This window comes from Desulfovibrio sp. (genome assembly GCF_019424165.1).
Classification (GTDB): Bacteria; Desulfobacterota; Desulfovibrionia; order Desulfovibrionales; family Desulfovibrionaceae; genus Desulfovibrio.
In genome coordinates, this window is record NZ_JAHZAA010000001.1 from 109,252 (window position 1) to 130,251 (window position 21,000).

Annotated in this window: 19 protein-coding genes; 2 read left to right on the forward strand and 17 right to left on the reverse strand. The window is 60.3% G+C overall.

What is annotated here, in order from left to right; translation table 11 throughout:
* Positions 1–10: 10 nt before the first annotated feature.
* From QZ377_RS00395 to QZ377_RS00405, 3 genes are all read right to left on the reverse strand, one after another.
* Complete coding sequence (locus tag QZ377_RS00395; RefSeq protein WP_291438526.1) at positions 11–1,054, reverse strand: N-6 DNA methylase; 1,044 nt, start codon at positions 1,052–1,054, stop codon at positions 11–13.
* Between the two features lie 109 nt (positions 1,055–1,163).
* Entirely contained in the window at positions 1,164–3,428 is a 2,265-nt protein-coding gene (locus tag QZ377_RS00400; RefSeq protein WP_291438527.1) for a peptidase U32 family protein, read from the reverse strand.
* Positions 3,425–4,441, reverse strand: coding sequence for an NAD-dependent epimerase (locus QZ377_RS00405; protein WP_291438528.1), 1,017 nt, complete (start codon positions 4,439–4,441; stop codon positions 3,425–3,427). Before QZ377_RS00405 ends, QZ377_RS00400 begins: the two co-directional genes overlap by 4 nt.
* Before the next feature lie 144 nt (positions 4,442–4,585).
* Between QZ377_RS00405 and QZ377_RS00410 the strand changes: the two genes are divergently transcribed.
* Positions 4,586–5,710, forward strand: a complete 1,125-nt coding sequence (locus tag QZ377_RS00410) for a hypothetical protein (protein WP_291438529.1) — start codon at positions 4,586–4,588, stop codon at positions 5,708–5,710.
* Between the two features lie 24 nt (positions 5,711–5,734).
* Here QZ377_RS00410 and QZ377_RS00415 read toward each other — a convergent pair whose 3' ends face one another.
* The 14 genes from QZ377_RS00415 to QZ377_RS00480 all read right to left on the reverse strand — a co-directional run bounded on the left by QZ377_RS00415 (position 5,735) and on the right by QZ377_RS00480 (position 19,835).
* The gene (locus QZ377_RS00415; protein ID WP_291438531.1) at positions 5,735–6,427 is read right to left on the reverse strand and encodes a precorrin-8X methylmutase; all 693 of its coding nucleotides are present in this window, start codon (positions 6,425–6,427) and stop codon (positions 5,735–5,737) included.
* A gap of 187 nt (positions 6,428–6,614) precedes the next feature.
* A complete protein-coding gene (locus tag QZ377_RS00420; RefSeq protein ID WP_291438532.1) occupies positions 6,615–8,426 on the reverse strand; it encodes a cobyrinate a,c-diamide synthase in 1,812 nt (603 codons plus the stop codon).
* A 314-nt stretch (positions 8,427–8,740) separates the two neighbouring features.
* A complete protein-coding gene (locus QZ377_RS00425) occupies positions 8,741–8,977 on the reverse strand; it encodes a hypothetical protein (RefSeq protein WP_291438533.1) in 237 nt (78 codons plus the stop codon).
* 9 nt (positions 8,978–8,986) lie between these two features.
* Positions 8,987–10,036, reverse strand: a complete 1,050-nt coding sequence (mltG, locus tag QZ377_RS00430) for an endolytic transglycosylase MltG (RefSeq protein WP_291438534.1) — start codon at positions 10,034–10,036, stop codon at positions 8,987–8,989.
* On the reverse strand, positions 10,033–10,470 hold the full coding sequence (gene ruvX, locus QZ377_RS00435) for a Holliday junction resolvase RuvX (protein ID WP_291438536.1): 438 nt from the start codon (positions 10,468–10,470) through the stop codon (positions 10,033–10,035). Before ruvX ends, mltG begins: the two co-directional genes overlap by 4 nt.
* Positions 10,471–11,460 carry a tryptophan--tRNA ligase gene (gene trpS / locus QZ377_RS00440; protein ID WP_291438538.1) on the reverse strand — a complete coding sequence of 330 codons (990 nt, stop codon included), beginning with the start codon at positions 11,458–11,460 and terminating at the stop codon, positions 10,471–10,473. It lies immediately after the preceding gene.
* Between the two features lie 19 nt (positions 11,461–11,479).
* On the reverse strand, positions 11,480–12,154 hold the full coding sequence (locus QZ377_RS00445; protein ID WP_291438540.1) for a site-2 protease family protein: 675 nt from the start codon (positions 12,152–12,154) through the stop codon (positions 11,480–11,482).
* A gap of 65 nt (positions 12,155–12,219) precedes the next feature.
* Positions 12,220–12,525 carry a hypothetical protein gene (locus tag QZ377_RS00450; RefSeq protein ID WP_012623686.1) on the reverse strand — a complete coding sequence of 102 codons (306 nt, stop codon included), beginning with the start codon at positions 12,523–12,525 and terminating at the stop codon, positions 12,220–12,222.
* 23 nt (positions 12,526–12,548) lie between these two features.
* Entirely contained in the window at positions 12,549–13,001 is a 453-nt protein-coding gene (locus QZ377_RS00455) for a C-GCAxxG-C-C family protein (RefSeq protein WP_291438544.1), read from the reverse strand.
* 38 nt (positions 13,002–13,039) lie between these two features.
* Positions 13,040–14,029: a hypothetical protein gene (locus tag QZ377_RS00460; RefSeq protein WP_291438546.1), complete on the reverse strand. Its 990-nt coding sequence runs from the start codon at positions 14,027–14,029 to the stop codon at positions 13,040–13,042.
* A gap of 70 nt (positions 14,030–14,099) precedes the next feature.
* Complete coding sequence (rnhA, locus tag QZ377_RS00465; RefSeq protein WP_291438548.1) at positions 14,100–14,570, reverse strand: ribonuclease HI; 471 nt, start codon at positions 14,568–14,570, stop codon at positions 14,100–14,102.
* Between the two features lie 246 nt (positions 14,571–14,816).
* Positions 14,817–16,562, reverse strand: coding sequence for a methyl-accepting chemotaxis protein (locus QZ377_RS00470; RefSeq protein ID WP_291438550.1), 1,746 nt, complete (start codon positions 16,560–16,562; stop codon positions 14,817–14,819).
* 826 nt (positions 16,563–17,388) lie between these two features.
* Complete coding sequence (ahcY, locus tag QZ377_RS00475; protein WP_291438552.1) at positions 17,389–18,810, reverse strand: adenosylhomocysteinase; 1,422 nt, start codon at positions 18,808–18,810, stop codon at positions 17,389–17,391.
* A gap of 101 nt (positions 18,811–18,911) precedes the next feature.
* Complete coding sequence (locus QZ377_RS00480) at positions 18,912–19,835, reverse strand: metalloregulator ArsR/SmtB family transcription factor (RefSeq protein WP_291438554.1); 924 nt, start codon at positions 19,833–19,835, stop codon at positions 18,912–18,914.
* Between the two features lie 143 nt (positions 19,836–19,978).
* On the opposite strand from QZ377_RS00480, the gene QZ377_RS00485 reads away from it, so the two are divergent.
* Complete coding sequence (locus QZ377_RS00485; RefSeq protein WP_291438556.1) at positions 19,979–20,509, forward strand: DUF721 domain-containing protein; 531 nt, start codon at positions 19,979–19,981, stop codon at positions 20,507–20,509.
* Positions 20,510–21,000: the final 491 nt, after the last annotated feature.

Here is a 21,000-nt window from a genome sequence, read left to right on the forward strand (position 1 = left end):
CGGTTCTCTGTCATGATGCGGTGAAAAGAGCGCTGTCGCCGGAATCGTTCCGGCTCAGCCAGGGGCAAAAACGCAGCGCTTCGGCTGTCCATAGCGGTCTGCCGTCGGAAGAATCGCCGTGCAGGTACAACGGCGCTTCAAGCGCCGCATCATGGGCCGCATTTTTGCGTGACGCCACCAGTACACGCAGGGCAGGGCCGCCCGAGCGGGCATGCACGGGCAGAATACGCCTGATCCCAAAGCGGGCCGCCTGCAGGGCGGCGCACAACTGCGGCAGGGCGCGAGCGTCATGAATGCAGAAAAAATAGCCCTGATGGCGCAACAGCATGGCGGCGGCACGGCAGAATGTGTCCAGTATTTTTTCTCCACCGGCGGCATTGCCGTTTCCGCGCAGGGCGCGCTCACGCATGGCCCGGGGCGAAGGGCGGCCCCCGGTATCGTACGGGGGGTTGGCCATGACAATGTGCTGGTTTCCGGCAAGCCGTTTTTCGCCCGCCGGGCTGGTTCGCACCTGTGGCGGCGCGGGAGCAGCAAGGGCGGCCAGAGCGGGCCTGTCGGCAAGGTCCAGCACGGCAAAGCGCGTTTGCCCGGATGGAACGGCCGGTCCGGCTACACCAGACAGGTCGGCCTGTTCGGCCAGGTCAGCCGAATCAGGCAGATCGGATACGTCGGGCAGGCCAGCTTGGCCTGCCTGGCCGGAGAGCCCCAAAAGGTCGGCATTGCGCCGTGCGGCCTGCACCAGCGGCTCCTCACGCTCAAGGCCCAGTCCCGCCACCTGCGGGCAGCGCAGGGCAAGGGCCAGCAAGGCCGCGCCACAGCCGCTGCCAAGCTCCGCAACAGGTACATGGGCCGGGCCAGAAGGCAGCCCAGAAAATGGCACCGGGGAGCTGTCAGCCACGTGCCTGTGTTTTTTTGCTTCCACATGCCGCGCAACAAAGGCTGCCAGCAACAGTGCGTCCGCACCAAAGCGAAGACTGCCCTCGGGCTGTTCCAGCCCGGCCGGAAAGCGCGCTCGGGCGCTCATGACATCGTGTGGCGCGATATGCTGCGTCATCGTCACTGTGTGCCGCCGGGCGGCATGCTCTGTCGCCGCATTGCGGGCGTACCTTGCGTTGCGCGCCGGGCAGCGGCCTTTGCTGCCGCCCGGGCATATTCCATATTGTTTACAGCAATGAGCCGTCCCAGTTGAACAGGCTTTCCCGCCGCATGTCGGGCAGGCTGGCTGGCGGGTTTTCCTGCATGTGCGCAAAAAAACCGTAGCCTGCGGCGGCCATTTCCTGCCTTTTGGCAGTGAGGTCAAGGGGCCAGCCGGGGTATATCCAGATATTGCCGCCATATTGCCGCGCCCAGAAAGGCTCGCCTTTGGGACTCAGGAACGGCTCGTTGGTCTTGACGCCAAGCAGGCCGAAACGGCTCAGGCCCACAGGCCAGAAGCCGGAAAGCACCGCGCCGAGGGGCAGGGGGCTTTGGCGGGGCAGGGCCAGCATTTCTTCACGCGGCAGTTCCGGGCTGACAAACGCTCCGGTAAAGCCCATGCCTGCCAGTATGCCCAGGGCAGGGGCGTTGGCCGCGTTGCAGAACGGCCCCGCCAGCAGGTCTGCGTTTTCGTCCAGGCTGTCGGGAAACAAACCGCGCTGCCACGGCTCGTTACAGACAAAGTGGCGCGCGCCGTCGCGCCAGAGGCGCGCGATGCTGCGGCGCAGGGCTTCTTCTTCGCCGGGCCAGACAACGGGCGGCAGCCACCAGCAGATGCGCTGCACCACCGTGCGCGAGATGTCGGCGCTGCGGGGCGAAAGCCAGAGGGCCTGCAACTGGTTTTTGCCGCCGCGCATTTCCTTGCCCTGCGGAATGCTGGAGCGGACGTACATGTCCGGGCGGGGTCTGGGCTTGACGGGTACAGGCATGCGCGGGCTGGATTCCACGGCCTTGCTCTGGCGGCCGGGGAACTGGTCAAGGCGTGCCTGCCAGCTTTTGAGAATGCGCATAAGCTCCGGCTCGCGCCGGTCAATAAGAAAGACGGACGTACCCGCTTTGGGCGTTTTGTGCTTGGGCAGGCGCATGATGAGGCTGCCGCCCTTGGGAATGCGCCTTGTCACGGGCAGGGTGGCATGCCAGCGCTCGTCTTCCACACCCACGCGCAGATAATCCTGCGGGAGCAGCTCAAGGTGGGGCTTCAGCACCACGCTGCCGTCCTGCTCGATACGCAGTTTACCCGCCAGAAGGCCGGAGCTGGTCTGGCCGTCGGGCGTGGTAGGCACGGTATTGTCTTTTTGCGGCAAAAAACGCGCCCGTGTGGCCGGACGGCCCAGAGCCATCTGAAGAATTTCCTCGGCAGTCTTGCGGGCTTTGGGGTCGCCGGGGTTATCGCGCAACATGCGGTAGGCCGTGACCACATGGTAGACGTAGTGCGGCCCTTTCTTGCGTCCTTCTATTTTCCAGGAGACAAGGTGGGGGATGTCCAGCAGCGTTTTGGCAAGCACGTCAAGGGAAAGGTCAAGGCATGAAAACCAGCGTCCGCTGTGTTCCTTGCGGCCCGGACCACGCATGTTCCCCTGCTTGCCGGAGCGGCCCCTGCCGTGGGCAAGGGCGGCGACTTCATTGCGGCTATACCGCCCGTCACGGCGGTCGTCGTGGCGGTCACGGGCGTCACGTGAACCCCGGCGATCCTTGCGCGCGATGTCCATGCGTGACTGCTCCTGACGCGCACGGTCCATTTCTTCCCGTTCCGCATTGCGGACAAGGGCCATTGCAGCGGGGCCGCCCTGGCGGTAGACGCGGCGGCAAGGCTGCACGCAGCGGCCGCGCAGGCCGCTTTTGCCGCCCATATAGCTGGACCAGTAACAACGGCCGGAAACGCAATAGCACAGCGCGCCGTGCACAAAACACTCAAGGTCAAGCCCTTCGGGGCAGGCTTCGCCCATGAGGCGTATTTCATCAATGGAAAGCTCGCGTGGCAGAATAACGCGGCTGGCCCCAAGTTTTTTTGCTTCCACAAGGGCGTCGGGATGGGTGAGGTTGGCCAGGGTGGAAAGAAAAATGCCGCCCTCAAAACCGGCCTGGCGCGCCAGATCAAGTATGGCAAGATCCTGCACGATAAGGCCGTCCGGGCGCACCTGGGTTGCCAGCCGTTTGGTGAGGCGGTAGGCGGCGGCAGGCTCGTCCGGCTTGATGAGCGTATTCATGGCCACATAAACGCGGGCATTTTCGGCATGGGCCAGGTCGGTCAGGCGTGAAAGTTCGGTCAGGCCGAAGTTTTCGGCCTGCATGCGCGCCGAAAAATGCTTGAGGCCCAGATAGATGGCGTCTGCCCCGGCAGCCAGCGCAGCCAGAAAAGACGGAGTGTCTCCTGCGGGGGCCAGAATTTCCGGCCGGGCCGGAGTGGGGACAGTAACAGCGTCAGACGCCGGAATAATTGGAGAATCGCTCATATTTTGTAATACTCTTTATACCATTCCACAAAGCGGGCGATGCCCTCGCGCAGGGGTGTCGACGGGGCAAAGCCCGTAAGGGCGGTGAGGTCGTTGATGTCGGCCCAGGTGGCCTTTACGTCGCCGGGCTGCATGGGCAGCATGTCCTTGCGGGCCTTCATGCCCAGCGCGTCTTCAAGGACGGCGATAAAATCGTTGAGTTCCACAGTGTTGTTATTGCCGATATTATATATGCGCCAGGGCGCTGAACTGGAAGCCGGGTCGGGCGCTGCCGGGTCAAAGGCCGGGTCCGGGCCGGGGGCCAGGGGCAGCAGGCGTACAATGCCTTCCACTATGTCGTCAATATAGGTGAAGTCGCGGCGCATGCGGCCTTCGTTAAAGACCTTGATGGGTTCGCCGCGCACAATGGCGGTGGTAAAAAGGTGCAGGGCCATGTCCGGCCTGCCCCACGGACCGTAGACGGTGAAGAAGCGCAGACCGGTGCAGGGGATGCCGTACAGATGGCTGTAGGCATGGGCCATAAGCTCGTTGCTTTTTTTGGTGGCCGCGTACAGGCTTACCGGATGGTCCACATTGTGCCGCACAGAGTAGGGTTGGGCCGTGTTAAGCCCGTAGACCGAAGAAGATGAGGCAAAAAGCAGGTGACCGACCTTGTTGTGACGGCAGCCTTCAAGCACATGCCCAAAGCCAGTCAGATTGGAGCTGAGATATGATTCGGGATTGACGAGGCTGTAGCGTACCCCGGCCTGAGCGGCCAGATTCACAACATGGCTGAAACCTTCGCGGGCAAAAAGGGCGGCCATGCCCGGCCCGTCGGCCAGATCCAGCGGCTCGAAGCGAAAGCGCGAGGCCTGGGGTTGGGCGGCCAGTTGTGCCAACCGGTTTTTTTTCAACTGCACATCGTAGTAATCGTTGCAATTGTCTATGCCTACCACGCTGTGTCCATCGGCCAGCAGCCGCGCAGCCAGATGATAGCCGATAAATCCCGCCGCGCCGGTTACCAGAACGTGCATATGATTTTCCTCCAGTTGTGCATGCAGGCAAGGTAAGCCAGATGCCGCCCGTGAGCAAGCAAAGGCCGCAGAACCGGCGCGCTTTGATGAAAATCTGCCGCGTCCGGCCGTTCAGAACGGGTATATGGGCTTGCGGGATGGGCCTTGGCAAAGTATGCTGCGCAGCCAGAGGTGAGCATGCACATATCCGACAGAAAAGAGCGCCGCGCCCCGACCGGCAGGGCTGATGGAGCGGGCGCGGAGCGCCCGGCTGACGACCGCAAAGCCGCCGGAAAATCCGGTGAAGGGGCCTCCTCCGCCAGGACGGGAAAAAGCTCTGCGGGCCGTTCGGCTTCCGCGGGCGCGCAGCCCTGGTACGCCGGGCAGCACAAAGACGCCCTTTTGTACCTCATGATAGCCATTTTCTTTGTGGAACTGGCCGTGGGCGGCGTTGCGTTTTTTTATGGCGTCATGCATGCCGCGCCGGAAGTGCCGGGCGGGCCGCCCATGGCGCGCTTTCCCTGGCTTGGCTGGGTGCTGGCCGCCATTCTGGCCCCGGTGGGCCTCATACTTATCGTGCACCTTGCCGGAACCTGGGTTTCGCGTTTTCTCGGGCGTGAAGCCGGGGATATGGCGGCTGCCTCTGGCGGAGGCGGCAATGCTGCCGATGCCGATCAGGTTCCGGAACGTCTACAGCGTTTTTACGCCATAATCCGCAATGCGCCCACTGTGGTGGTGCTGCTGGGCATTCTGCTGCTCGGGGCAGCGCTCTTTTTTGTGGACGGGGCATTCACGGCCCTTGTGGCTCTGGGTAGTTCTCTTGTTCCCTATATTCCCTGGATCGCGGGCAGCGTGGCGGCCATGATTGCCGTGTGCTACCTTGTGCATCGCCTGTTTATCTATCGGCATCACCGCATGCAGCAGGAATTTGCCTATCGCCGCGAGGTGCTGGAGCGCACGGGTATCGTGCTGGTGGATAAGAACTGTATTCCGCTGCCGCAGACGGAAGAACAGCGCCTGGCGCTGGGCGAGGCCCGCATTGTGGACGCGCAGGCAGCCTTGCCGCCGGTGGACGGCGCGCCGTCTACAGAAGCAGGGGCAGCAGGAGCGTCTGGTCAGATGGGCCGGAGCGCCTCGGGTAGTGCGGACTTTTCTTCTGCCGGAAGTGCTGAAGACGAAATTATGGATGCCGAAATCATCACGCCTGAAGCGTCCGCCCATACACCTGCCGAGGCTTCCGCAGGCAGCGGAGAAAATGAGGCCAAAAACCAGTCAGCCGAAAAAGCCTGAGCAGCCGAAATTTGACAAAACAGGCTATAGCGCCGCCATTTGCGTCAGGCCACGCCGCGCCAGGGCAATATCTGCCAGGGCGTTGACGCAGGCCGCCGCCACTGCCGAGCCGCCCTTGCGCCCAAGCAGGGTAAAGTGGGGCCATGCAGTACGGCGGAGCAGCTCTTTGGACTGGGCCGCGTTAACAAAGCCCACGGGCATGCCCACAATAAGGGCCGGGGGCGGTGCGCCCTGTTCCAGTACATCCAGCAGGCCGAGCAGGGCTGTGGGCGCATTGCCGATAACCATGATATGCCCCTGCATCTGCGCGGCGAGGGATTCCAGCCCCGCGCGGGAGCGTGTGGTTTTTTTTGCCCGCGCAAGCGCATCAAGCCCGGGCAGGGCCATGATGGGCGTAACGGTAACGCCAAGGGGCGTCAGCCGCCGCATGGGCAGCCCTGCGGCCGCCATGCGCGTGTCGGTGTAGACCGTGCAGCCCGCCAGCAGGGCGTTGACGCCCGCCTCAAGAGCGGTATGGCTCAGGCGCAGGTCATGCACGATTTCCGTATCCCCCAGGGTATGCACGCAACGGCGTGCCACCTGCCACAAAAGCCCTTCAAAGGGGCGTGGGGGCGGCATTTCTTCATCAATAATGGCAAAAGAGCGTTCTTCAATGGTCTGGGGGGTGCAGGCCGGATCCAGTTCTACGGGATGTTCCGGTGCAGGAATATGCGTCATGTGCAGGCCTCGATTTGCCGGGAGTATGCGCTCGCGGCGTCAGGTTTACGTCGTTGCTCGCTGCTTTTTGCCGCTGCCCGTCTTGTGGCGGCAGCGCGGCAGGGTGTATTCATCTCCATTGCCGGATATGGCAGCAATGTTTTTCTGATCTTCAAAACGTTCGTACTCCGGCGAAAGGCACTCCCCCTCATGACGTGAGCATGTCCCGGGGCGTCAGCGCCGCTGCCTTGAGCCATGCCCGCCAGAAACGACGGGATCCTTCAGGATAGCAGTGCAGCCACGTTCCGGCCACGGAGCCGTGGCGGCAGCCCTCCTGCCGTAAAAAAACTCCCTTGCTGTCATACAGGCTCCACAATGGCGCGCAGTGCGCGGGCAAAGGGGAATCGTCTTCACGGGCATAGTGAAATTCGTGTCCCCGCACCCAAATGGGTGCAGGCTGGCTGTACGTTGCGTCTGCCCCGGTTGGGGCGCAGTTTTGCGGTCTGTCTTGCGGCCAGCCCGGCAGGGCCTGAGCGGCCCGGTAGCCCAGGGCGGCACGTTCCTGCCCCAGGGTGCAGCGTATGGGCAAAAGCCCGGCCATGGGGTGTTCCGCTTTCCCGTCCATCTCATCATGCGTCGTCAGCCGCAGGGAGCGCATCAGGTAGATGTAGCCCCCGCATTCACCGTATATGGGAAGGCCGTTTCGGGCCAGCGCGCGCAGGGCGTCAAGCATGCGGGTATTGGCTGCCAGTTGCGGGGCGTGCAGTTCCGGGTAACCGCCGGGAAAATACAGGGCGGAACAGCCGGGGGGCGGCGCGGCATCGCGCAACGGTGAAAAAGCAGCAAGCTCCGCGCCCATCTCTGTGAGCAGGGGCGGCAGGTCGGCATAGCAGAAGCTGAAGGCCGCATCCCAGGCCATACCCACACGAAGGGGGCGACGCCCGCTTTTTTGTGCGGGTTTGTCCTTGGCGGCTGCGGGCGTGGCATACTGCACAGCGTTGGCCGCCCCTTGCACGGATTTCTGGGAGGCATGGCGTGCGGCGTGCTGGCATGCCGGCGAGTTGACGGGGGGCTGGGCGGAAAATCTGGCTGGCGGGCGCGGCATAAAAAAGCGTGCGCCCCAGATTTGTTCGTGGGTGGCAGGGCCGTCTTGTATGGCTTCTGCCATGCCGGAAGGCTTCGCAGCCGTGTTTTGCAGGCGCTTTGGCACTCCCGCCATGCGCAGCAGGGCATCAAGGCGGCAATTTTCTTCAAACCAGCGGGCCAGCGCGGGGCGATCCAGAGCGGACAGCGCCTCCCGGGCTTCCACAAGGCCGAGGTGGCGGGACTTGAGGGTGGGCGCTCCTGCGCGGGGCAAGAGGCCCAGCAGGGGGAGGGCGTCAGTTTTTTGCAGCGGCTTCAGGGCGTCTTCAATAATTTCCGCATGGCGCGGGCTGCCCACATGCGTGCAGATAACGCCCAGAAAGCGCGGGCCTGTGTCTGCCGGGGACAGCCATTGCGGTTTGTGGCGGATGTATCCTTCCACCAGCGGGGCCACGGACTGCCCAAGCCCTGCCGCGCTGCATATGAGCAGAATGGGCAGGTCCAGCAGGGCCGCCAGTTGGGCCGTGCTGCCCGCGCCGCCATGCCCGCCGTCGTACAGGCCCATGGCCCCTTCGATCACAAGAAGGGCTGGGGCGGGCGTGCCGGGGGCATGGGTTTTGGGTTTTTCGTGTCCGGCCATGCGCGCAAAGATGCTGCGCAGGCCCTTGGGCAGGCGTTTTTTGGAGGTCAGCGGGCTTTCCCCGGCTTTGGGCGGAGTTTCGCGGCACATCCATGTGTCCAGATTGGCGGCGGGCAGGCCTGTGATGGCGGCGTGAAACGCGGCGTCTATATAGTCGGGACCGGTCTTGGCGGCGCACACGGGAATGTCTCGTGCTGCCAGGGCGCAGAGCAGGGCCAGGGTGGCCGTGGTCTTGCCCGTATTGCTGCCTGTACCGGCTACGATGATGCCGGGAATGCGCGGCTCTTTGGTGTGCATGACGTCTCCGGCGGATCAGGGTGTTCCAGACGGAAGCAGCTTCTGCATCCAGGGGTTCATTTTTACGAACGGTTTTTTACAGTCTCTTACTGTTGCGCATACATATTTTTAACGCGCACCCGGCGCTCGTTGCGATTTTTGCCCAACCAGGGAGTCGCCGCGCTTTGCTGTGTTCAACGTTTGCCCCATAAACACCAGAAAAGCGTAAGAATAAAAGTTTTTGAGGGGCTGGGGGCAGGGGAACTGTTTTCAAACAGTTCCCCTGCCCCCATAAGTGCCTTTCTCTTCCTTCCCTTCTTCCCCACACTCATGCCTTAGCGTTGGCGCAGGGCCTCGGCGAGGATGGCCGCGTCTTCCTGTGGCCGGGCCTTGAGGCCCAGTTCGGCGTGACCGCCGGAGCAGATAAAGCCCTGGGGGCCAAGCTCCAGAAAACCGGCGGAAAGCACCTGGCCGTAGGGTAGCTGCTCGCGCATGTCGCTGTGGTCAACACGCCGGGGAAAGACAAAGGGAACGGGCTGGCCGGAAAAATCTTCAACTATGAGGTATTTCACGGGGCCTCCTTAGCGGTTCTGCTGGGCCTTGCGCCGGTTTTGCAGGTACTGGCGCACGGCTTTGTTGTGATCCGCAAGATTGGTGGAAAACGCATGCTCACCGCCGTCAGTGACGGCCACAAAATAGAGAAAATCGTGTTTTTCAGGGTTGATGGCCGCCTTGAGGGCCGCCATGCCGAACGAGCATATGGGACCGGGCGGCAGCCCCGGCCGCTGGTAGGTATTGTACAGATTGCCGGGATCATCCAGGTGGCTGCGGCGCAGGTTGCCGTCAAAGCCGGGGCCAAGACCGTAAATGACGGTTGGGTCGGCCTGAAGGATCATGTTGCGGGCCAGACGGTTCTGATACACTCCGGCCACGCGCGGGCGCTCGGCGTCAATGCCTGTTTCTTTTTCCACCACCGAGGCCAGGATCATCCAGGTTTTCAACTGATCCACGGCGGGCTTTCTGCCATCGGGCCACACGGGGGCGGCCTTGCGCCAGAAGGTGTCCACCATGCGTCCGGCCACGCTGCGGGCCTGGGCCAAATCCGGCTCGTCAGCTTTTTTCAGCAAATAGGTATCCGGCATGAGAAAACCCTCGGCCGTGGCAAAGGGGATGCCGTAGTGACGCAAAAATGCCGGGTCCGTGACGATCTGGCGAAAATCGTCAAAGCGCACAAGCCCGGCTTCTTCCAGCAGTTTGCCGGTCTGCCACCAGGTGAGCCCTTCGGGAACAGTAATGCGGAAAAGCACAGGCTGGCCGTTGACCAGCGTGTCCAGCACCTTTTCGGGCAGCCAGCCGGAATTGAGGGCAAAGCGCCCGGCTTGAAGGCGGCTGTCCCATTCCTTATAGCGGGCGAGCAGGGCGAACCTGCGGGCGTCGGTAATGATGCCTTTCTGCTCAAGCCCCGTTGCCACCTGGGCAAAGCGCGCGCCGGGCGGCACGTCAAAAAAGACTTCCTGCCCCTCGCTTTGCGCCGGGGTATTCAGGAAGGTATGAGCCTCGTAAGCCAGCCAGCCGCCACCGGCAAGGGCAAGCAGCAACAGCAGTCCGAGCAGGCGCAGCAGTGTTTTCATGCGGGACTCCGCTTTTGCGGGGCAAGGGATAGAAAGGACGACAGGATGCGTACGGCAGCCTGCTGGTCAAGTACGGCTTTGCGTTTGCGCATTTTAAGCCCGGCTTCGCGCAGGTCGGCCCAGGCTTCTTCAGAACTAAGTTCTTCGATCATGTAGTAAAAAGGCAGGGGAACGCGGCGCTTGAGGCGCTGGGTAACATTGCGCACCTGCCTTGTGGTCAGGCTTTCTTCCCCGTCCTGCGTGAGGGGCAGACCCACCACAACCGCTTCCGCCCCGGCTTCGATGATTTTTTCCGCCAGGGCGGCGAGAAAGAGCTTGCGGTCAGTGTAGTCCTGCAGGCGCACGGTCGCCAAGGGGAAAGCCATGCGCCCGTCAGGGTCTGACACGGCCAGGCCCGTGCGGGCCAGGCCGTAATCCACACTTACAAATTTCAACTACACCCCCATTTTTTCGCGTACCAGGCTCATGGTCCGGCAGGCAAAGGCGCGGGCGCGCTCATTGCCGTGGGCAAGAATTTCATCCACCCGGGCGGGGTTGGCATCAAGTACGGCGCGGCGTTCCTGAAGGGGCGTCAGGAATGTTTCAAGATTTTTGAGGAATATTTTTTTGCAGTCCACACAGCCCAGGGTCGCGCCGGTGCAGCCCTGGCGGATATCTGCCTGTTCTTCGGCGCTGCTCAAAAGCACATGGTAGGGAAAGAGGTTACAGACATCAGGATTGCCGGGGTCAGACTTGCGCAGACGGGCCTTGTCTGTAAACATTCCACGCACTTTTTCCTGAATATCCGTCATATTGTCGGAAAGGAAAATACCGTTGTTGTAGCTTTTTGACATCTTGCGCCCGTCAAGGCCGGGGCATTTGGCTGCCGGGGTGAGCATGGCCTTGGGCTCGGGCAGCAGGTCGCCACCGTAAAGATAGTTAAAGCGCCGGGCTATCTCGCGGGTCAGCTCCATATGGGGCAACTGGTCTTCGCCCACAGGCACGCCGTGGGGGCGGTACATGAGAATATCCGCCGCCATAAGCACAGGGTAGCACAAAAAGCCCGCGTTGCCGAGATCCTTGTTGCTGATCTGTTGCTGCTGTTCCTTGTAAGTGGGGTTGCGCTCAAGCCAGGACACGGGCGTGATCATAGAGAGCAACAGCGAAAGTTCGGCATGTTCCTTTACCGCAGACTGGCGGAAGATCACGCAGTCTTCGGGGTTGAGGCCCGCACCCACCCAATCCTTGACCATTTCGCGGATATTCTGGCCGACCTTGGACGGGTCGGCATAGTCGCTGGTGAGGGCATGCCAGTCTGCCACAAAAAAGTAGGCTTCTTCTGTGTGTTGCAGTTCAACCCAGTTTTTCAGCACGCCGAAGTAGTGGCCGAGGTGCAGGGGGCCGGTGGGCCGCATGCCGGAAACAGTGCGCAGTTCTTTGCTCATGAAAAACAGTCCTTTGAAATTATAAAATGCCCAGCAGAGACAGCAGGCCACGGGCGCTGCCGCTCACCAGCGGACCCAGCACCATGCCCAGCAGGCCGGTAAACAGCAGGCCCAGCAGGATGATAAAGCCGAAGCGTTCGACGCTCAGGTAGCGCAAGGCCGCATTGAATGGCAGAAAATAGGCCACAACCTTGCTTCCGTCCAGCGGCGGGATGGGCAGCAGGTTAAGCCAGCCCAGGCCGAAATTGATGATGACCCCCGCCTGCATGGACTTGAGGGCAAAGATGTAGAAATTGCTGTACTGCCACTCAATGGGCGGAAAAAAGTTCAGCGTAAGCCGCAGCAGCACACCGAAAATCCCCGCCAGAATAAAGTTGGTCAGCGGTCCCGCCAGGGCCACCAGCATCATGCCCTTGGCCGGGTCACGAAAGTAGCGCGGATTGACGGGTACGGGCTTGGCCCAGCCGAAAACAAAGGAGCCGCTGAGGCTTGTAAGCCCGAAGACCATAAGCCCCATAGGGTCGATGTGCGGCAGCGGGTTGAGGGTCAGCCGCCCCATCATGCGGGCCGTGGGGTCGCCACAGCGGGCGGCGACCCATCCGTGGGCCACTTCGTGCAGAATGATGCCCAGCAGGGCGGGAACCGCCGCGATGGACAGGGTGTTCAGGGCCTGGGCTATATCTATATTAAACATGGTTGGCGGGTACCATTTTCCCTGCGGCGCAGCAAGCGCGGCCACGCCGATGAAGGTTGGGCGGGTTAGCCGGAAGAAGCCACCTTGCGCACCAGCACCTGGTCGCCGGGCCATATGCGCCTGTCAGGGGTGAGCAACTGGCCGTCACGAGCCACAAGGGCGGTTTCTTCCGCAAGGCCCAGGGCTGCGAGCAACTGGCGCGAAGTTTTGGGCCTGGGCAGGGAGAGGTGTTTTTCTTCAGGCTGTAAAAGCACAACGATGCGCGCGCCCGTGTGCTCGGGCTTGACTACCTGGCAATGGGCGGGAATTTCCACCGGGGCGCGTTCGTAGCGGCGGCCTTCATCTTGCGGTTTTGCGGATGCTTCTGTCATGGGAACTCCTTGTACCCGTAGTCTTAAAGATATTCTTCCAGCAGGCCGCAGGTGGCGCAGACCAGCGGGGCGCATACTGTCGTAAAAAGGCTTTTTTCCACAATAAGGGCGCGTTCTTCGGGGACGGTAAGGTCATGCCCCAGTATCTCCCGGCAAAGAAGGCCGCCGTGGGAACGGGCAAAGGCCGTCATAAAGGCGTCGCGGCGGGAATAAAGGTTCCGTTTGCGCTCGCGGGAGCAGGGACCGCCGCAGCCGTGCGCCAGGCCAAGAACCATGAGCGCTCCGGTAACGCAGCCGCAGGTGGCGGCCTGCCCCATGCCCGAGCCGAAGCAGGACGCAGCGCGCATGGCCTCGTTCGTTTGCAGGCCAAACCGTTCGGAAAAATGGGCAAAAACCTGCTGGGCGCAGATAATGCCCATGCCGAAGTTTTCCTGTGCCTCGGCAAGCTCCATGCCCTCATGTGTGCGCTGTTCCATCAATATACCTGCATGCGGTGCTGCCGCACAGTCCGGGGTCAGGCCCCGGCATAGTAGTAGAGAGCGGTCACAACCGTCATGCTGGCTGCCCGCAGGCCCTGGTTGGCCAGAATAAGCCGCAGTGCCAGTGCGGGACGGAAAAAGCCGGAATAGGACGGCAGTTGATGGCGTATGGCGCGCATGGGCGTGGACAGGATATTGCCCACCATAAGGGCCAGCACTACGTCGCGGGCGGAAAGGCCGCCTGTTTGCAGTACGCTGCCTGCCGCGCCCAGCGCCGCACCCAGTTCCGCCGCCAGATGCAGTACGATAATGCCCATAGCCTGCGGCTTCAAGAAGGAAAGCCAGGCCATATGCTGCGAAAGCCACTGCTCTGCCAGGGCGAAGTAGCCGAACTGCTGCAGCAGATACATAAGCACGTAGATGGGCGCGGTAAAGTAGACCAGCTTGGGCAGGCGGCGGGTAAACCGCTTCCATGCCTTGCGCAGGGCTGCGGGCCAGTCGGTTTTTTCGTTGCTGTCGGCCTTGCAGGCCGCACAGCCCGGCGGCGGGGGCGGTAGCAGATGCCGGGCCAGCACCACGGTAAAGGCCGTGCGCCCCACGGCGGCCAGCAGGGTAAGCCCCACATAGATGATGGCGGGTGTACCCAGTACAGGCCATGTGAGCAGGAATATGGTGGGGGTATGCACCATATAGGCGGGCAGGCTGTTGAAAAGATTCGCCAGCATAAGTTCCCTGTCCGACAGTTCGCCCATGTTATGGCTGTCGGACAAAAGGCCGTTGGCTGCCGCTGGAGAAACAAAGGCCAGGGAAAATCCGGCCCCGGCCACTTCGCGCAGGTGGGCCAGCCGTGCCAGGGGGGCTGCCAGCCGTGCCAGATGGCGCGTCCAGCGCAGGGCCTCCAGCACATTGGCAATGAGCAGTCCGGCGGCCATACCCATAAGCAGGCGTAAAAGCGGCCAGCCCAGGGCATGCCAGAGAGCTGCCAGGGAAAAGGCGTTTTCTGCGGTGGAAGGACTTATGGGCATGGTATTGCGGTGTTGCGGCTTATGCCCGGAGCGCGGCGACAGGCCAGCGCCCGGACACGGTGGTTATCTGTCAGGGTTTATAGCCTGTATCCGGCGGCAGGTCACGGCGGCTTGCCTGGGCGCGGGCCAAAACGTCGCAACGTTCATTTTCAGGATGCCCGGCGTGTCCTTTGAGCCAGTGAAAGCTTACCTTGTGCTGGCGCAGCAGGGGCAGCATGCGCTGCCACAGGTCTACATTGAGCACAGGTTTTTTATCGGACTTGACCCAGTTTTTTTTCACCCATCCCCACAGCCAGCCCTTGCTCACACTGTCGCACACATAGCGGGAGTCTGTGTACAGGTCCACGGTGCAGGGGTTTTTGAGCAGGGCCAGGGCCTCAATGACGGCCAGCATTTCCATGCGGTTATTGGTGGTCAGGGCGTACCCGCCGGAGAATTCCTTGCGGTGGTCGCCCTCGTCCAGCCTGAGGATGGCGGCCCAGCCGCCGGGGCCGGGATTGCCGAGACAGGAGCCGTCAGTGTGAATGGTCACGTTTTGCATTGTATTCCTTGAAAATCATGAATTGGCACGCGCCGTTCCGCCCCTGGCGAGAGTGCGGCACGGTGTGACGCGGATGGCGCGGGGCAGGAGGTGTCAGCTTTATGGCGCGGGCACGGCACGGCGCAGCATACACGGCATGGGGGCGGGGGGCAATGCGCCTTCGCGGCATCCATAGCACGAAAAACCGGCCTTTTCCTTTTGAGGAAAGGGCCGGGCGGTGTTTGACAGGTTGGGCCGCGGGGCGGATCAGGCCCGCTTGAGGGAGTCGATTATCCGGGCCAGTTCCTGGGCCTGGGCAGCCAGGTCGGAAACGGCCTTGCTGGCCTCACCCATGGCCTGGGCGGTTTCACCGGCAATGGTGTTGACGTGCTCCACAGAGCGGGCGATTTCTTCAGATGAGGCTGACTGCTGCTCGCTGGCCGTGGCGATGCTGCGTACCTGATCGGCCGTCTGTTCGGCCAGGCCGAGGATTTCTTTCAGCGCGTCGCCGCTGCGCAAGGAGAATTCTGTAGCCAGGTTTACCTTGTCCACCGCGGCATCCATGCGGCGCACACCATCATGGGAGCTTTCCTGAATGGCGCGGATGGCCCTGCCCACATCCAGAGTGGAGGCCATGGTTTTTTCTGCCAGTTTACGCACTTCATCGGCCACCACGGCAAAGCCGCGCCCGGCATCTCCTGCCCTGGCCGCTTCAATGGCCGCATTGAGGGCCAGCAGGTTTGTCTGGTCCGCGATGTCGGAAATGACAGTCATGATTTCGTTGATGGCCTGCGCATGCGCGGAAAGTTCATCCATACTGGTTTTAAGGGCCATAGTGTCGCTTTGCACATCGCTGATGGCTGTCTGGCACTGTGAGGTTATCTGTTCGCCTTCGCGGGCTTTCTGTTGCGTAGCGCCCGAAAGATCTGCTCCGGACGAGGCGTTTCTGGCGACCTCAAGCACGGTGACATTCATTTCTTCCACAGCGGTGGCCGTGTCTGCAATGCGGCCTGCCTGCTGTGCCGCGCCATGAGAAGACTGCTCGATCTGGGCTGAAAGTTCTTCAGAAGCGGAGGCAATGATATTGACCACGCCTTCAAGCTGGGCGGCGGCGTCAAGCAGGCCTTCGCGGCGGGCGTTTTCCGCCCTGGCCTGGGCTTCTTCAGCGGCATGCTGCGCTCCTGCGGCCTTTTCAGCGGCTTCCTGCGCCCGGCGCGATTCTTCCTGCGCACGCTCGATGTTTGCCTTCAGGGCGCTGACCATGGCTACAATGGCCTTGTACACGCCTTCTTTGGCGTTGCCGTCGTCCACATTGTAGTCACCCTGCACAACGCGGCCGGCAATGCTGTTGAGCTCGCCGGGGTCCTTGCCCAGCTGCTTGTGCGTGCTCCGTATGATGAGCACCACGGTAAGCGTGCCGGCGATAAGCCCGGCCGCAAGCAGAATGATGATCAGATTTTTCGATGTGGCGTACAGGTCATCGCATTCCTTGCTGGCCGCGTTGCTGCCCTCGGTGTTGATGCGTACCAGTGTTGCAAGGGATTCACGTCCCTGTTCATAAATCCCGCGGGACTGCACACGGAAAAGCTGCAGGGCCTGATCCAGACTGTTGCTGTCAGCCATTTGTGTAATGCGGGAGCTGAGATCTGAATATTCCTTCCACTGCCGCGAAAAGGTTTCATACGCCTGGCGTTCCTGCGCAGAGCCGATAAGGGGTATGTACCGTGCGGCAATGGCAGAAAGGCTTTTTTGCGAGCTTTCCATGCGGGTTTTATATACCTGCCGGTACTCATCCGTTGGGGGTGTTGTGATGAACAGGGCTTCGGCCAGCCGGTAATCAGAGGCGATGATGTTAAGTTCCATGGCGCAACGTGTAGACGGTAGCCATTCGTAACTCAGCTCTGTTGAACCGCCATTGATTTTTGCCATTTGCACGAGACTGAATGTACCGAGAATGGCAATGAGCAGTAACAGGAATGCCGACATGAGTGAAAGCTTTACTCCAAGCTTCATTTGTTCCCCCGAATAGTGTGATAATAGCCTGTTTTTTTCTTATATCTGGCATAAAAATGAATGGTGCAGTTTTGTTTTTTCATGCAGTATTCTTTTTTATAAGCCGATATTTTATTGTGTATATAATTTTGGGGCAGATTTTTTGTGATGTTTATTATTGTTGTAGTCTATTATCGGAATAATTACTTCTAACTTATGGTTTGCATCAATATAAAAAATTGTGTTCAAAAAAATGTTTCAGTTGAGTGAAATAAAATAACTATATACATACAGTATTATTAAAAATATAAACTTTATATTTATATATATTTTATCATTATAAAATATATAGTATGTTTTTTGTAGCAAAGTTTTTTTATGCCAATGTATATTTTGTGCTATGTGTATGATGATATATTGGAAAGACCATGCTTTGTATTATAATGAGTGCGTGTTGGCCCGGTACGGGGCAGCACGGCATATGCCCTGCGTTCTCGGGAACTGTCCGGGCGTGGCAAGTGCAGCGTGTTGATAACGGGGCAGGAACGAAGAGAGGCGGGCGGAAAATAAAAAATGGCCGGAGGCATACTCCGGCCATTACGTGCAGGGGCGCGGCGGGCGGGCCGCCCCGTGCGTTCGCCATGAGGAAGGTGTGCTTCCCGCTACGGCGATTTTTTCAGGCACTCCGGCTTGCGAACATTTTTCTGGTCGCAGGGCGACCTGAAAAACGGGCAGCAGCGCCATGCCTGCAAGACGAACCTGGCACAGCCGGTACGGCGAGGCAGGCTACGAACGAAAACAGCAGAGGTGTTTCGCCGTCAGGCAGTCATGTCAGAGTGAACATGCTCTAATAGCGATAGTGGTCCGACTTGTAGGGGCCGTCCACGCTAACGCCGATATAGTCGGCCTGTTCCTTGGAAAGTTTGGTCAGCTTGGCGCCGAGGCGGCCAAGGTGCAGGCGGGCCACTTCTTCATCCAGTTCCTTGGGCAGGGTGTAGACCTTGTTTTCCAGCTTTTCAGTGGCCAGTTTGATCTGGGCCAGGGTCTGGTTGGTAAAGCTGTTGGACATGACAAAGCTGGCGTGGCCTGTGGCGCAGCCAAGGTTTACCAGGCGGCCTTCGGCCAGCACGATGATGCTGCGGCCGGATTTGAGAGTCCACTTGTCTACCTGCGGCTTGATGTTCAGGCAGGTGATGCCGGGCGTGTTTTCCAGATAGGTCATTTCGATTTCGTTATCGAAATGGCCGATATTGCACACAATGGCTTCGTCCTTCATGCCTTCCATATGCTTGCCGCTGATGACGTGATAGTTGCCCGTGCAGGTCACATAGATATCGCCGTAGGGCAGGGCGTCTTCAACCGTGGTGACTTCATAGCCTTCCATGGCGGCCTGAAGCGCGCAGATGGGGTCGATTTCGGTCACAAGAACACGTGCGCCGAGGCCGCGCATGGACTGGGCGCAGCCCTTGCCCACGTCGCCGTAGCCGACAACCACAACCACCTTGCCGGCGATCATGACGTCAGTGGCGCGCTTGATGCCGTCGGCCAGCGATTCGCGGCAGCCGTACAGGTTGTCGAACTTGGACTTGGTCACCGCATCGTTGACGTTGATGGCCGGGAAGAGCAGTTTGCCCGCGGCTTCAAGCTGATAGAGGCGGTGCACACCGGTGGTGGTTTCTTCCGACACGCCCTTCATGCCGGCGGCAACCTTGTGCCAGTGCTGCGGGTCTTCCTTGAGGCGCAGCTTGAGGCGGTCAAGGATGCACTGCAATTCCTTGTTGTCGGTCTTTTCGTCAAGGATGGCGGGGTTGTCTTCAGCTTCCACGCCCTTGTGAATGAGCAGGGTGGCATCGCCGCCGTCGTCCACGATAAGGTCGGGACCGGAGCCGTCAGGCCAGGTAAGGGCCATTTCAGTGCACCACCAGTAGTCTTCAAGGGTTTCGCCCTTCCAGGCAAAAACCTTTGCCATGCCCAGGTCGGCAATGGCGGCGGCGGCGTGGTCCTGCGTGGAAAAAATATTGCATGAAGCCCAGCGCAGGTCCGCGCCAAGGGCGTGCAGGGTCTGAATGAGCATGGCCGTCTGGATGGTCATGTGCAGCGAGCCGGTGATCTTGAGGCCCTTGAGGGGCTGGCTGGCCCCGTATTTTTTGATGCATTCCATAAGGCCGGGAACTTCCCGCTCGGAAAGCTGCATTTCTTTTTTGCCGAAGTCGGCCAGGGCCATATCCGCAACTTTGTGCGCCAGGCTCAGATCAAGAGCTTTGGTCATGTGTTTCTCCTATCCTTTGACATAGTATGTTTGTTTGCATTGTGTCCGGATGCGCACCGTGGCGCCCCTGCTGCCCGGAAAACCCTGCGGCCTTGCGGCGTTCAGCGGGCCTCGGCAGTAAGCAGGAACAGCGTCAGCCCACGGTCCACCGGCTGCTTTGTACAGGAAACCGTGCGAAAGCCCACGGCATCAAGGTCTGTGGCCAGCCCGCTTTCTTCAAAGCCGAGCCAGCGGTCGCCATAGCGGTTGCGCATGGTTTCATCTGTATGGCGCAGAAAGTCCGCCACAAAAAGGCGGCCGCCCGGAGCCATGATGCGGTGTATTTCGCGCAGGCCCTCAATGGGTTCTGAAAGATGGTGCAACACAAGGTTGATGCAGGCAAAGTTCGCTTCGTGGTCGCGCAGGGGCAAATGGCTCAACTCGCCGATTCGCAGGGAAACCCTGTCTGCCGAGAGGTCTTCGGGCGTAAAGCGGCGACGGCAGATTTCGAGCATGCGGGCCGAGCCGTCCACACCGATGACGCCCCGCGCCAGCGGCAGCATGCGGGCCAGCACCGCGCCCGTGCCGCATCCAAGATCCACGGCCATGCCGCAGTTTGCAGGGATGGCCGCGCACACGGCGTCAGGCAGGTCAAAAGAGCCCAGAACCTCACGGTTCAGTTCGTCCCAGTCTTCAGCAATGGCATTGAAAAACTGCCGGGTTTTCAGCGCGCGCTCTTCCAGCATCTGGGCGGCCATGTTCAGGTCTGCCCGCATGGCTGCATCGGCCTGCACAAAAGGCATGGCAGCGCGCAGGAACTCCCGTTCTTCGCCCGAGCGGGGAACCGCATAAAAAACCCAGAGGCCATCGCGCCGCGAGGTGAGCAGCCCGGCCTCGGTGAGAATTTTCAGGTGGCGGGATACACGCGACTGCCCCATATCAAGGATGCGCACCAGTTCGTTGACCGACAGCTCGTAATGCAGCAAGATGTGCACAAGGCGAAGCCGTGTTTCGTCAGAAAGTGCTTTGAAGTAAAGAAGTGCCATATGTTTTTCCGTAGTAAATCAATTTATGCTGATGCAAGTATCAAGTTATCCGCATATGGTCAACAAGGCCGTGGGGCCTGCCCCGATGTTGCGGAACACGACTTCCATCAATAATCCAGATATGTTACAGTGGTATCTTGCCTATGTATCCCAGAGTTTTTCGTAAAAAAGACAAAAATGCCGAGCCTGTAGCCGCAGGTACGGTGCTTGCGTCGGTGCTGGCCGGCCTTGGCGTGGAGCCGGGGCAGGCGCAAGCCCGCCATCGTCTTGCCCACCTATGGGAAAACTGGAGTATGGTGATGGGGCCGGATCTCGGCATGCTGGCGCGCCCCCTGGGTCATCACAGGGATTTGCTGCTCATCGGGGCGGAGGATGCCATGCTGGCCCAGGAACTGCATCTCATGAGCGGCGAACTGCTGGAGCGGGCCAATGCTTTTATGGAAGAGCCTTTTTTCGGCGGCATAAAAGTTTCTTTGCTTATGGGCAAACCCGGTCTGGATGTGACGGCCTGTAAACCCCTGCCCGAAGAGGAGCAGGGCTGGCGTGCGCCCCGCCGGCGCATGCCTGAACCTGTGCATGCCAACGGCGCTTTTCTCGGGCGTATGGACCCGTCCTCTCCGGTGGCCCGGGCCTACGCGCGCTTTGCGGAAAAAGCAGGGCGTGGCGGAGTTTGATTCTTATGATGTCCTGTAAAAACAGATAAGTACGGATATGACCGCAATGCGGCACAGCAGGGGATTGCGCCGTTGACGCCGCGCCGCACTGTACGCCAGCGATATCCATGCCATGTGTTTTCCTGCTTTCCGCAGTCTTTGGGCTGCGGTCTTTTTTTTGTACTCCCCTTGCAGCAAGCTGTATTTCTCGTGTGTCGGGCATGTCGTGGCAAAAATGCCGGTTTGCCCTTTGCAGCGGTCTCGGCCGTTCCGTTTTTTGCTGCACCCGGCTTGTACTGTCCAGACAAGGCGTTACGCGAAACTGTGTGGCGAACCGCAAGGCTGTTCCACGAATATATGTTATATGTTTTTCTTATATATCAACATGATATGGTAATATAGGTTTTTTTGTTCATGCGATTTTGTTGTTTACTTGCTGCTGTTATTGACAAGCATTTGTGTGCAATGCTAGCTTCCATAAAGCGCAGCCCTCTGGCGCGCATAGTAGCGGG